This window comes from Patescibacteria group bacterium, from assembly GCA_018817715.1.
Lineage (GTDB): Bacteria > Patescibacteriota > Patescibacteriia > Veblenbacterales > UBA10138 > JAHITT01.
Genome location: JAHITT010000004.1, coordinates 152632 through 166516, shown reverse-complemented (window position 1 = coordinate 166516; position 13885 = coordinate 152632). Strand labels below are relative to the sequence as shown.

2 protein-coding genes are annotated in these 13885 nt (G+C 39.3%); both read left to right on the top strand.

Annotated elements, in window-relative coordinates; all coding sequences use genetic code 11:
* Window positions 1-2 precede the first annotated feature (2 nt).
* Window positions 3-10430: a hypothetical protein gene (locus KKC17_02295; GenBank protein MBU1039042.1), complete on the top strand. Its 10428-nt coding sequence runs from the start codon at window positions 3-5 to the stop codon at window positions 10428-10430.
* Window positions 10431-10744: 314 nt separating this feature from the next.
* Complete coding sequence (locus tag KKC17_02290) at window positions 10745-13873, top strand: hypothetical protein (protein ID MBU1039041.1); 3129 nt, start codon at window positions 10745-10747, stop codon at window positions 13871-13873.
* Window positions 13874-13885 lie beyond the last annotated feature (12 nt).

The following is a 13885-nucleotide window of genomic DNA, read 5'->3' as shown; positions in this document are numbered from 1 at the left end:
CCATGTTTAAACACTCCCTTTGGGAAACACTCAAAAAAATAGCAACAATTTTTGCCATAATTTTTGTTTTGTTGGGAGGTTTTACCTTAACAGCTCGGCCTGCTCAGGCGATTCCAGTATCAGATATTTTGGGTGCCCCAATAAAATTAGCTAATTTTATTTGGGAAAAGGTTCAGTCAGCTGTTAGTTGGACTTTGGAACATGGGGCAGCTATTGGTTTTAGGAATGCTGCCCGGACTTTTACGCAAAAAATAGCTTATGATGCGGCTGTAATGTTGGCTTCGGGTGGTACTGGTCAAACTCCGCTTTTTACTTGGAAAAATTTAGGGCAATCAGTTAAGGATGCTGGTGATGCGGCGGCGGGAGATTTTTTAGATGGTATAACCAGTGGCGACGCCTGGGGTAATTTTAATGTTTGTCAGCCAAGTGGCCCGGGCGCTCCTTCGGTTAAGTTAATTATTGGCTTAACAGCTTTTCAAGAGCAAAAACCGCCAGTACCTAAGTGTACCTTAAGCCAATTAAGAAATAATTGGGACAAAGCTTTGAATGATCCAATAGAGCGTAAGAATTTTTTAAAGAATTTTAAAGTTTCTTTAGATCCCAAGCAACATGATTTGGGTGTATCCTTAAATATTCAGCAAAATTTAATTAAAGATGTTAATACTAAAAAAGAACTGGCTAAATTAGAGCAAACATCTAATCAGGGTTACAAAGATATAGTTCAATCTATTACTGGTTTTATTAAAACACCGGCTCGTAGTGTGGCTAATACTAAGGACTGGTCGTTTCAGCAAGCTTTGGCCGAGCCTTTAGTGTTTACTGGCGATATTATGGCTGATGCTTTGGGAACTTTTACTAATACCTTAGCCGCCCGTTTATTAAAAAGATTAATGGAAGGAGAAATACCTAATCCGGCTTCTATTGGTAAGGGTTCAATTTTTGCCGCTGAATTCGGTAGCGGTACTGATTACGCCACAAAAATTAATACTTTAATTGCTATGCCGCAGATAGTTGGTGGTGAAGCAATTGATGTCATAAGTGAATTTTCCAATTGTCCACAAAATCAGGATTATGCAGCGCTTAATAATTGTACAATTGATTCCAAGTTCGAAAGAGCCTTACGTCAGGCTCAAGAAGGTAAAGCAGTAACGGTTCAGGAAGCCGTGGACGCTGGATTGCTTAATGGTAATTGGGTGTTTAAATTGGACAGGCCGCGTAATATTAGAACACCGGATGCTTGGTATCTTTCAGATATTAAAAAATTACGTTTGGCCAGGATTTTGCCTTTGGGTTGGGAATTGGCTACGCAAAAAGTTGGCTCACGGGGTGTTACCTTGAATGAAGTCTTATCTAATTTTGGCCAACCTTATTTAAATAACGACGTTAATCAAACCAACCCTTATTATCATTTAATAGATCCTAATTGGATTATTAAAGCCCCTTTGGCCCAGTGTCGTTTGCAAGGCTCCGGGCAAATATTGGAACAACAGGGTTCTAATCGTCAGGATATTTGTGTGGATACGCAGAACTGTGTGGTGGAAAATCCTGATGGAACTTGCGCTTCTTGGGGTTATTGTACTAAAGAAAAAAATGTTTGGCGTTTAGGTGGCGACAGTTGTGAATTCCCCAGGGATTCTGGTCAGGCGCCTTTTGCTTCTTGCCAAACTTTTTCTTCTAGCGGTGGCGGTTCGGCTTCTTACTTAACTAATTCTTTAGCCAGTTTTAATGATGGTAATTGTACTGGTGCAACTGGTTGTAAGTGGTATTCCACGGCTTTTAATTCTTTGGATACTTCTTTAGGCCGGTATGATTTAAATAGTCGTTTGTATGCCAAGAATATAGATCGTTATTCTTGTTCGTCTAATGACGAAGGTTGTACGGCTTTACTTCGTTTAAGTAATATTTCAACTAGTTTAACTGCTGCCGGGGCTAATCCGGTGGAAAAAGTGGTTAATCAGGTGACAAGTCAGTCAGGTCAGGATTATTCAACCTATGCCACAACAGCTGAAGTTTATTTAAAACAGGCGCCCGATTATTTAAAGTGTTATGACAATGATTTAAAAAATGATTCCCCAGAGTGTGCTAAATATATAGGTTGGTGTGCGGCTGGTGAAGTTGGTTGTGAGCTTTATACACCGTTGGATGGCACACCGGCCGTGCCCGGTCAACCGCATCCGGATTATACTTGTCCGGGGGAGTGCGTGGGTTATCAGGCTTATGAACAACAGCCAACCAAGCTTAATCCGTCAGATAAATCAGTTAAATATTTTATAACAAAAACTGCTCAAACTTGTCCGGCTGAGGCGGTGGGTTGTAGTGAGTTTACTAATGTTGGTTTAGGTGAACAAAAAGAATATTTTACCGAACTTAGGCAGTGTGTTCAGCCGGGGGAGGGTGATAGGACATATTATACTTGGGTTGGTTCAGATTTAACTGGTTATCAACTTAAGGCTTGGCAATTAAAATTCGAGGCCACCGGCCCAGTAACTACGGATAATTCAGGAGATTGTCGGTTAAGTGGTAGTTGGCCAACCAGTAATCCAGATTGTAAACAATTATACGCTTCTGATGGCCAGGTTTATTATCGTTTGGCTTCTAAAACAGTTACCGCTTCCAGTAGTTGTACACGTTATCGAAAAACCGAAGGCAATCAAGTTGATTGTTTAGCCACAGGGGGTAATTGGGAAAATAACGCTTGTTATTATCGAGCTATACCACAGGAGGGTAAAAAATGTTCTGTGCAATATAATGGTTGCCGTGAGTATAAAGGCCCTAATGCTAATAGTGTAAAATTAGTTTTTCCTTTATCTACTTTTGGCGATAAGGATTCCACAGCTCGTGTAACTTATGATGCAGCACCTTCTAGTGGCTGGTATTCAGGTACGCCATCTAACGAGTCTACTTCAGCTTTTGGACATTCCTATGATTCGGGTACGGATGGAGCAATTTATAAAGATGTCGTTGGTTCGGCAGTTTTAGGCCAACAGTATTTAGTGTCTGTTTGGGCCAAAAAAAGCAGTTTGGGTTTGGCGGAGACTAGCAGTCAAGTTCCGGCAGTTACTTTAACAACCAACTTGCCGGCTAAAGTTAGCTGGTCTAACCAATTGGTTAATTCTTTAATTAAGGCCAATAAATTAGCTTGGCAAAATTTATTTGGCAATTGGACTTTTATTAGCGAAGCCATTGCTCAAACCGCCACCGTAGCTTTGCAGGCTAGTCCGTCGGTTTTTGATAATACTGGTTTTGCTAATGCTTTTTCTACCAATTTAAGCTGGTCAGCCTCCACTACAGCCACGGACGCTATTACTGTTAATATTCCTGGTGTTTTAAGTACTTCTTTTAAGGCCGACAGTCGTTGTTTTTATGCCGGTTCTAAGACCGATAATCCTTGTACTAATAATGATGCTTGTCGTGATTTAACGCCGGCTTGTGTGCCGCAGGATTTTAAATGTACTAGCGGTTTAAATATAAATAAAACTTGTTCGCCGACAGACAATAATTTTTGTCAGCAACCCACAGCTACTTGTAATTCTGTTGATTATAAATGTGTAGGTGGGCCTTATAACGATAGCGCTTGTAATATAGCTAATGGTAATAGTGACTGTCGGAATACCACCGCCACCTGTGTGGATAATAAGTGTTCCAATAATAATGCCATTGCTTGCGTAGGAACCGATACTACTCCTTGTCGTAGTACTACGGCTCTTTGTCAAGCAACTAAAAAGATTTGTTCTAACGAAAATACCAAAATTTGTTCTTTGGATAGCGACTGTCGTTATCCTAGTGCCCAATGTTTATCCACTGTTAGTAAATGTGATTCTGGTTTTAAGTCTGGTCAGGTTTGTGGTGTTAAAGATGATTGTATAGATAAGACACCGGTTTGTCAGTCAGCTCCCACTGGACCCAAATCAGGTACCATTAATGTTAATTTACCCACGCAAAGTTTTAGCGATGGTTATACTTTACCGATTTCTAAAACTTATGATTTAACAGTAGTTTATAATGGTACAACGACTGTTAATCGGCAGGCGCCAGTTCAAGTAAATAACCCACCAGGTAAATTTAATATTACAGTACCGGTCGACGGTTCTAGTAATCAGGTTTTAAGCCCAACTATTCAATGGACGAGTTCTTTACGGGCTAACAAGTATGATATTTCTATAACTGGTGGTACAGCTTATAGTACTACAACTACAGCTACCAGTTTTACTGTACCTGGTAATATTTTATCAGCCAATACTAATTATACAGTTAGGGTAATAGCTAAAAATGATAGTTCTAAAACAGAAGAAAAAACTATTACTTTTACTACCGGTTCTTTGGCTGCTAAACCGTTTGATATTTATTCACCAGCCGATGATCCAACCACACCTGAGGACGAAAAAAAGAGCATGCCCTTACCCTTTACTGTTGCTTGGGGAGCTTCCAGCGACGCTGTTAATTATTTAGTAATTATTGAACAACCTTATGGCACGCCAGTTATTTGGCGCGCTTTAGCCAAAACGGAATTGACTATGCCGGTTAATGTTGGAGCAATTAAATTAGGTCAGGCTACTAAAATTAGGGTGGTGGCTTACAATAGCGCTGGCACGCCAACGGAAAGAGCTATTGAATTTATTACTCAGGTGCCACCGCAGGCTTTTGCTACGGTAGATCCGCACGGCAGTCAGGACAATTACGCTAAAGTGAATACTAATAATCCGGTTTTGACTTGGCAGCGGGCCAATTATGCTGATAAGTATGATGTTCAATTGATGCACTATGACGATAAATCAACTTTAGCTGATGGTTGGCAAGAAATTGGCCGAAAAAATGATGTTGATAGATTTACTTTAAGTTTGCCCGTGGCTGGGTTAGCAGCAAGTGATTTTATCGGTTTAGAGCCAGGCCGTACTTATGCTTGGCGAGTAACGGCTAAAAATTTGGCTGGTCAAACAATTAGTGATGGGGGTAAATTTTCTTACTTTTTAGTAGATACTTTTGTTGCCCAGGCGGGTTCTGGCACTGGTTTCTTTTCTTTACCTAAAGATGTTGGTTCTAATAAAAATATTCAATTACCAATTGCGCCTACTGGTTTAACCGCCAGTTTAGCGATTTGTTCGGGCGATTGTCCTAGCGGTCAATATAAGGCTACTTTAAATTGGCAAGATAGTAGTGATAATGAAACTGGTTTTACTGTTTATCGGGGCGATAATGGTCGGGCCGTTAAACTTATTCAAGTATTGCCCAATGCCGGCGCGGTTAGTTTTCCGGATTTAGGAGTAGATCCTGTTGATGGTCAAAACAAAGGTTTAAGTTTGGATGGTCGGTTTGTTTATCAGGTTAGGGCTTATAATAGTGGTGGTGAATCCAAAGGTTTAACAACTGTTGTTAGTACCCCACGTACACCTACTACCCCCCCTGGCACTGGGTCGGGTGATCCTGTGGTCACCAACCAAGGCACGGTTTATTTAAAAATGACTTTGAATGGTCAGCCAGTGGCTGGTGGTGGAGCTTACAGTTTAAATAACAATACGGCTGGTAGTAATATTCCCATAACTGGTTTAGTAATACGTTCCAATCAGCCATCAGGAGATTTTAATTTTATTTGGCGTTCAGGTAATCCAGTAGGCACTAGTGGTGCCACAGTTTATTCCGTAGAAGCTAATCCCGGTGGTAGCCAGACTTGTATTGGTAATGATTGTGGACCAGTTAATGGTATTTTGACTGACAACGGATCTTTAACTTATACAGTTAATTATGTTAGTGCGGCCGAATCCAGTTTGAATCCTCAAGCAACTATTAATTTTAATTTACCAGCTTCCGAACTAACTAATGATTGGCAACTTTATACTATTGGACCAGTTACTTTACCAACCAGTGCCAATATTAGCCAAGGTGTCAGGGTGCAATTGGCCGCGGCCGGTGTAAGATTTGTGGCTGATAATATTGCTGTGCAAGAAGTTGGTGACCGGTTCTTTTTGAAAAAAGATTCTTGGACTACGCCGACAAGCTGTCAGCCTAACGGCGATCAATTAAAATATTTAGGTTGCCGATCTTATAAAGATAGGCAGAATCGAGCCTATTCTTTTACTGGTTTTTCTAAATTGTGCCGTCAAGAAGCTGTTGGTTGTGAAGCTTTGGTCGACACTAAAAATTCTCTAAGTCCTCAATTGCAAACAGTTACCGTAGGCGGGCAGACTGTCACCACAGCTAAAGATCAGGTGGTTTACCGTATTTATGATCGGACTAAACAGTGTTCGGCACAAATGCAATCTTGCCAAAGATTGGGTGAACCGAGTTTTACGGCTGCTGGATTTTTGCAGGGTTGGTCAGATAAATTTATGCGTTTAGATCCGGATAATTTTGCCGCTGGACCAACTTCACCTCTTTGTTCTAAAGAACAAGATCGTTGTCAGGAATATAAAGCTGGTAATAGTACTTATTATTTTAAAGATCCTGGTTCTAGAACTTGTGAATATAAACAACTTCGGGCTGGCCAATCTTATGATTGGTACAAGACTGGCACAACCGAGCCTTGTAATCTTTTGATTAATGGTAGTTTTGAAAATTTTGCCGGTATAAGTGGCCTGAAGGGTTCTGGTCAAATAAACGATAATACTCAAGATTATTTTGTCGGCTGGGAAAGAAATGGCGCCGGTCAAGAAGATGGTAAGGGTCAGTTATACGCTCAAGGATCCTTAAACGGTCAATATTGGGGTGGTAGTTTGCTTAAGGTTAAAGCCACTTCAGATCAGCAATATTCTGGCGTTTGGTCCTCCCATGTGACAGTGGAACCTAAAAACCAAGAAAGATTATTCTTAGTTTCCGCTCAAATTTATTTACCCAAGGAAGAAGTTCTGCAGGGTAGTTGGTCTTTGTCTAGGCACGCTTATCCCAAAGTCGGTACGGGTTGCGGTGGGGGTACTTGTCATCATTATGAGATGGTGGCTGGTAATCCAACAATTGTAGTCACTGATCCTAAAGGAGTTTGGCTCAATCGAACTTATATTATAAAAACTAAGCCTAATATTGATACCTTATCAGTTGGTTTAATAACTAACGAAGGTAGTTTACGTCAAACTAGCACTGTTTATGTGGATGATGTTCGTTTATTAGAATTGCCTAATAGTTTAACTAATGATCAAGCTAAGGAGTTTTTGGCTGTGCCTTATGCTTATACTTGTCCAGCTGAAGCTTCGTCTTGCAAAGCTTTCCAGGACAATACTTTAACCAACCGGACTTATTATTATTTGGATAATGGTAAATTGGATCGTTCCACTTGCGGTGGTAAAGTTGGTGAAAAAGATGGTTGTTTGTTAGTAACCGATTTGTCACTGGGTGGCGATTTAGCTTGGTCTGCTCCTTTAACTTATGAACAAAGTCGTAGCCAAGATAATGCTCAGGTAGCACCCTTAGCGCCTCGTGGGGTTTGTTCTAGTGAGCCTAGTCGTTCTTGTCAAAAAACTGCTGATTGTTTAGGTGACAATGTTTATTGTTCGTTTACTCAAGGTCAACAACCTAGTGCTAATACTATCTTAAAAGTTCAGCGTGATCGGGTTTGTGCTGAGTGGTTAAGTTGTCAGACTAGCACGACCATTACCGATTCGGCTGGCAAGCCTCGGGAATTATGTTATTCTTTGGGTCGTTGTAATCAGGCTAGTAGTGGCAATGCGGCTGGCGGTTGTGGTAATTGGTTAGAACCGCAGTCAGAACAGCATCCTTTGGATGAAGCGGATTATATCGGGCGGAACACCACTTGGGCTGGCCAGGATTACACTGGCTATTCTATACCAGGTTTGTGTTCTTTAGATGCTATTAATTCCAGTTCAGCTTGTGCAGTTTCTTTGGCTAGCACCAAAGCTTGTCGCTTATATCCCGAGCCCGACGCCCCCTTCCCAGCTAATGTGGCTACTTGGAATTCAGAAAGCAAAGAAGCTAAATTAATGAGCCGGGCGCCTGGTTATAAAGACGCTAATGTTTGTCAGCCAAGTACTGATCCAGATGAAAATTGTGAGTGCGCTTATCAACGGGCGGTTTATAAGAATGGTGAAACTAGGTTTTATAATTATCGTAGCCAGCCTACTGACCCGATTAATCCGGTAGGTGAGGTTTGTGCTGGTTCTTTATCTGGCAGCGAACCTTGTCTAGAAGCCAAGCAGGAGCAAAGCGCCTTAAAACAAATAACTTTTGCTCAAGGGTTAAAGGGTTATTGTTTAGAAAAAGATTCAGCTCGCAAAATAAATAACGGCGCCGATGACGCTTGTTTAACTTGGCTACCGATAGATGTGGTACAAGGTGAAGTTTCTATTTATGATGATAGGCCTAAAGCCGGTTTTGTGTCACCAGGTAATCAGGCTATGTATTATTGTGCCGCTGCTCGTGGTTTGGCTCAGACAACTTCTAAGCAGAGTCAGCTTTATTATTTGGATAATCCTCAGCCGATTACTTTTCTTCCCGAGAACGCTCGGTCGGTTCAGGGTGTACCATTAGCGCCTAGTGATGTGGTAACTGGCCCAACTACTGATTGTTTATATAGTCCGAATGCTAGCACGGCTTGGGATGGTAAAGATAAGGTGTGTCCCAATGTAGGTGGTCAGTCATTTAGCCTTTTCGGCTTAACGGGAATTTTTTCTCCAGCTAAGACTGGTCAACCTTTTGCACCATTAATAATTTCCGGTAAAGTGGATTATGAAATGTCTTTTGCTTTAAGTTTGGGCGGTTTGGAAAAACAACTGGGTGGTTTAGATGCCATTGAGAGTATAGAAATTGAAGGTCATTTTAGAAAATACGGTCAAACCGATAGTAATAATAAACGCTCACGTTTAATTGTTAGTCGTTATAAATTAAGCGATCAGGTAAATCGTTACAGTTGTGATAGTGATGGTAAGGGTTTGTGTTCTATGACTGCTGTTTTTAATCCTAATGATCCGGATAAGTATTTAACTTTGCGGATTAATGATAAAGATCCAGGTGGGGCGGCCGATTTTTATATAGTTCTTAAATATACCTTGCGAGAGTGGTGTGATGTGGTGGCCCAAGTAGTCAGTTCTAATCCTAATGATGTTATTAATAACAAGGCTCAAACTAATCGGGTTAATGAATTAAGTAATTATGTGGTGCCCCAGGTTGGTTATACTTATGCTACCGCCGGTAGTAAAGCTAATCATTATTTAAATGCACCTTTTGGCGCTTTTGTACCATCTTCCACTACTTTTGAATACACAGGACATTTAGGTCCGGAATTGGAACCGACCAGGGTAATACCAGTAGCTCAATATCAACCTTTAATTAGTAATGAAATTCAGCCTTATGCCCCGGGTGTTTATGGTTGTAGTGGCGCCGGTGGGGGCAGTTGTAGTGGTTGGATGTGTTTAGCTGGTGTGCCAGATAAAGATAATCCTAATATAACAATAAACAAAGATAAATCGTTGTGTGATCCAGCGGCCACTGGCGAAAACAGATTCTGTGGCTATTATGATCCAACGGTTCATTGTGATTCTTCGACTGGCCAACCTTGTCCCACTCAGAAAACTCCTTTTATGTGTACGGGTACCAGCCCAGCCTTAAGTTTGCCAACGAGTAGTATTGGCGGAGTTAATTTAATAAAGAATTTGTTTGTTAAGTTTTACAATACTTTTAATTGGGATACTGCCACAGCCAAATATAAAGCCTTGCCTAAAGATCCTATAACTTTTACTATTCCGATATTTAATATTCCCATAACTTTACCAGGTGGTAGTTTTGATTTAAGCAATCAGACTATTCCGGGCGTAGTGGAACCGCAAGCCCCTGTTATAGCGGGTGTGTCTTTTGATGCTAAAGGTAAAACCATGGGTCAAGATGCTGGTGCTAAAGTAACCGTGTCTTATTCTGGTACCAGTCATACTAGTGAGGATATTATGGGTCAAAGTCCTTTGCCGATTACTTTATCTTTTTATGGTTATAACCCCAATGGTAATCAAATGCCTATCAGATTTGTGGGTGTAGATTGGGGTATTAATGGTGCTTTGGGTAAATCTAGAAATATTGAAGTGGAAGCTTCTTTAAGAAATCATAAACCTATCTGTCAGTCACCCAAGGTTTGTATTGGTACACCCACACCTTGCACTACGGACAAACAATGTGCAAGCGGTAAGACTTGTCTTAACAATCCAGCTTTTAACTTTGGTGATAGTCCCGAAGCTTGTGTGGCCGATCAGGATAATCAAGTAGGTTATTTCTTTTATACTACTACTTATACTTGTAGTGGTAAAAATAATTTAAATTGGGATAGTACTTTGCAGGCTTGTGTTTATAAACCCGGTGTAGCTTTGCGGGACAACTGGGGTTGGTGGGCTAAGGATAATGGACAATATGAAGATAAATTGCCTAGCATTAATACTGGTTTTAATTGGTCAGCTCGGGCTGATTATTATCCTAAACGAATTATTGTTAAGCCCAAGAATTAGAAATTATTTAATTAGTTTCAAAAATAACGCCACTTAAGTGGCGTTATTTATTATTTAGTTTTACTTAGGACGTCTTTTTTGCACTGACGAGAAATGGTGTCCAAAAATAGGAGGGTCGGTTTTAAATATTTGCTTGGAGGAGTTGTTTTGTGGTCAGGGTATTTAGAGGAGTGTTTTTCTTGCTTAAAATATAAAATTATGGTATAATTAAGGTAATAGTGCCTGTCTTTTTTAGTTAAAACTGTGGTATGATAAAAGTGGTTAAGTTAGGCTTTTTAACTTAAAATTTAAGTTTAAAAACTTTAAACTAATTTATGAACCTAGCAAAGGTTTTTACTAAAATAAGCTTAAAAAAAACCGGTTTTTTGCTGGGTTTGGTTTTAATTTTGGGTTTAGGACTTTTTTTGCCAACAACTGCCTCAGCTAATTTTGGTAGCTGGTTAGGACAGAATTTAATACTGCCTTTGGCCGAATTTATTGGTGGTTTAACCGTTACTTTAATTGGCATTTTAATTGGCATAGTTCAATATAATGATTTTATAAATGCTCCGGCCGTAGCTAAGGGCTGGGTAATTATTAGGGATCTAGCCAACATGTTTGTTATCGTGGTGATGTTGGTTATAGCTTTTGCCACAGTTTTTCGCATAGAAGAGTATCAATATAAAAAACTATTAAGTAAACTTTTAATAATGTCGGTGCTGGTTAATTTTTCCAAAATGTTAACCGGTTTTTTTATTGATTTTGCTCAGGTGGTCATGTTGACTTTTGTTAATGGTTTTAAAGAAGCGGCCGCTGGCAATTTGGTGAATGGTTTTCATTTGTCGGAAATGTTTGAATTCTCTAAAAGCAAGACCATTGAAGGAGCTACTCCGAATGAAAACAGTTTTTTTGTGGCCAGTATTTTAGCTCTTATCAGTATAACTGTGGCTATGGTGGTGGTGGCTATTTATTTAGTGGTTTTTTTGGTGCGAATAGCTTTTTTGTGGCTGTTAACTATTATGTCTCCTTTGGCTTTTTTGTTAGCAGCTTTTCCTGGGCAAGCTAAAAAATATTCTTCAGAATGGTGGGAGTATTTTGGTAAATATTTGTCAGCTGGTCCGATTTTAGCTTTTTTTCTATGGTTGGCTTTGTCCATGATGCAAACCTCTAATAATGTTTTGGATTCTTTTGTCGGTCAGAGTGGAAGTGATTATTCTTTTAAAGATGTGCCAGGGGTGGCTATAACCGGCATTGGTCAATCAGAGATTTTACTGTCTTTTATAATTAATATTGTTATTTTGTTGGGTGGTTTGTGGATGACACAAAAATTAGGTGTGGCGGGTGGTAAATTAGCCGGTAGCGCCTTGGCTAAAATGCAGAGTATAGGTTCGTCTATAGTTAAATCGCCGTTTACAGTGGCTAAGGGGGTGGCTGGTTTAGCTGGTAAAGGAGCCAAGGAATTGGGTAGTTATTTGTGGTCAGAAGCTTCCGCTCGTTTAGGTGTACAAGGTTCAATTGAAAAATGGAAGCATGGTTGGGAAGCGGGTAAGCATAAGCGTGAAGAATCACGAGATACTATTCGTCAAAGTGTTTATTCTAAACGTCGGGAAAAAGGCAGTTTTTGGCAAGTATTGGGCTCGCCCGAGCATTTATTTGAACATCAGTGGAATTGGCGTACCTTGGGTAAGGTGGCTACGGGGCATATGGATGAAGTAACAGGTAAAAAAGCTGCTGAACATTATCAACAGCAACAAGAAAAATTGGAGCAAGCTAAGGCATTAGAAGAGCAGTTAAAAATGCGAGATAAAGGAGGTTCTTATAGGGGAGAATTATTAGGAGGTCAAAAATTATTTGAGGAAGAATTGAAGGTTTTTGATGATGATTATAAAATGATTGAGGATGGTCGAAATATTAAACAGGCTCACGTTCATCTCGAATCTTTAAAAAAGGAAATGGCTAATTTTCAAGGGCAAGGTAAGGTCAGTCAGGCTATGGAAAAACAAGAGGAGGCGGATGAGTTATCTAAGTTAATAGATATCATGAGTACTGATTCGGGAAAAGAAAAATTATTACAGAATAATAGGTTGAAATTTTCACAAGCACGAAAAAAATTAGATGATATAAATAAAAAATTGTTATTACCTAATAGTGAATTGGCTGATTTAAAAAACAATGAGCTAAAAGATGATATAGATAAATTATTAATTGAGGCTGATAATTTAGGTCCAGACAAATTAACAAAACAACAAAGACACAGTAGAAAAAAGGAAATTGATAAATTAGAGGAACAAAAAAAAGATGTTATTAAAGATAGAGAAAACCGTCGAACTCAAGAGAAGGTTAAAGGCAGAACACCGCAAGAAATTAATGAATTATTAAAAAAGGATAATGATTTATTAAGAAGAATTGATGAAGATTTGAAAAACTTGAGAAGAAATGACCAACTTACTAAAAAAGAAAAAGACGAGAATATTAAACAAGCATCTATATTAAGGAAAGAGGCGGAAAAGTTGCAAGAAAACTTTAAATCTTCGGCAGTTGGTGCGGGTGAATTAGATGAGCTTAATAGACAAATTAAACAATTAAAAGACGAAGCGGGTGTCTTAGGTAAAAGTGCAGAAAAATTTAGCCCATCAACTGATTATGGTATTAGGCGCGATCAACGTTTGGCTATTAATAAAGAAAAGGGTGATATGACGACAGATAACTGGGAAGAATTATTTAAAATATTTGAAGATGCTGTTCATGTGGGTGATTCTAATCGAGCGGCAGCAGCTGCCTTGAAAGCTACAGAATATGGAAATGAGAATGAATTTTTTAATATGTATGGTTATGATTCAGATGCTGGTGGGTTAAAACAATTTGTTGAGGATATATTTATTAAAAAATTAGGTATGGCTAGGGAGCAAGCTTTGTCCGTCGCTAGTGATATAGCTTATACCGGAGAAGGTGTACAGCACTGGGGTGTAGCTAGGGCTGTTAATGTAAAAAATGGTCGTTTAGAATGGGCTGATGAAGATGAGAGAATGATTGAATGTTTAGCTGAAGTTAGAAAACAGGATTTTGAAAACTTTAGCCGTCGAGCAAATCGTTTGGCTTATGGGCGTGAAGTAATTGAGTATGGTAATTTGCCAGCTGACGCTAGTCGCGAAGAAAAAGCCAAATATTATAGAGAACATCGTAATAGAAAATTCGAATTGAACGATTTTGGTAAAGCTTATATTTTAGAAAATTATTCAAAATATCCTGATATGATGGGTCGAGGTCGTTTTAATGTTAACCTAGCTACTAAAGTTGGTTCTAATAATAATTTAGAAAATTTAGATAATTTAGCCCAAAAAACAGGTATTATTGCTAGAAGTCAGTATGGTCAATTTAAATCAATTATGGGTCGTGTTCGAAATTATGGTACAGGTATGCATGACGAATTTGATGATATTAAAAAAATATTAAAAATCAAATAATACTGTACTAGA

Bases quoted from the DNA above. Each gene is read 5' to 3' on its own strand.
- KKC17_02290 (MBU1039041.1), top strand. From the start codon at position 10,745: ATGAACCTAGCAAAGGTTTTTACTAAAATAAGCTTAAAAAAAACCGGT.
- KKC17_02295 (MBU1039042.1), top strand. From the start codon at position 3: ATGTTTAAACACTCCCTTTGGGAAACACTCAAAAAAATAGCAACAATT.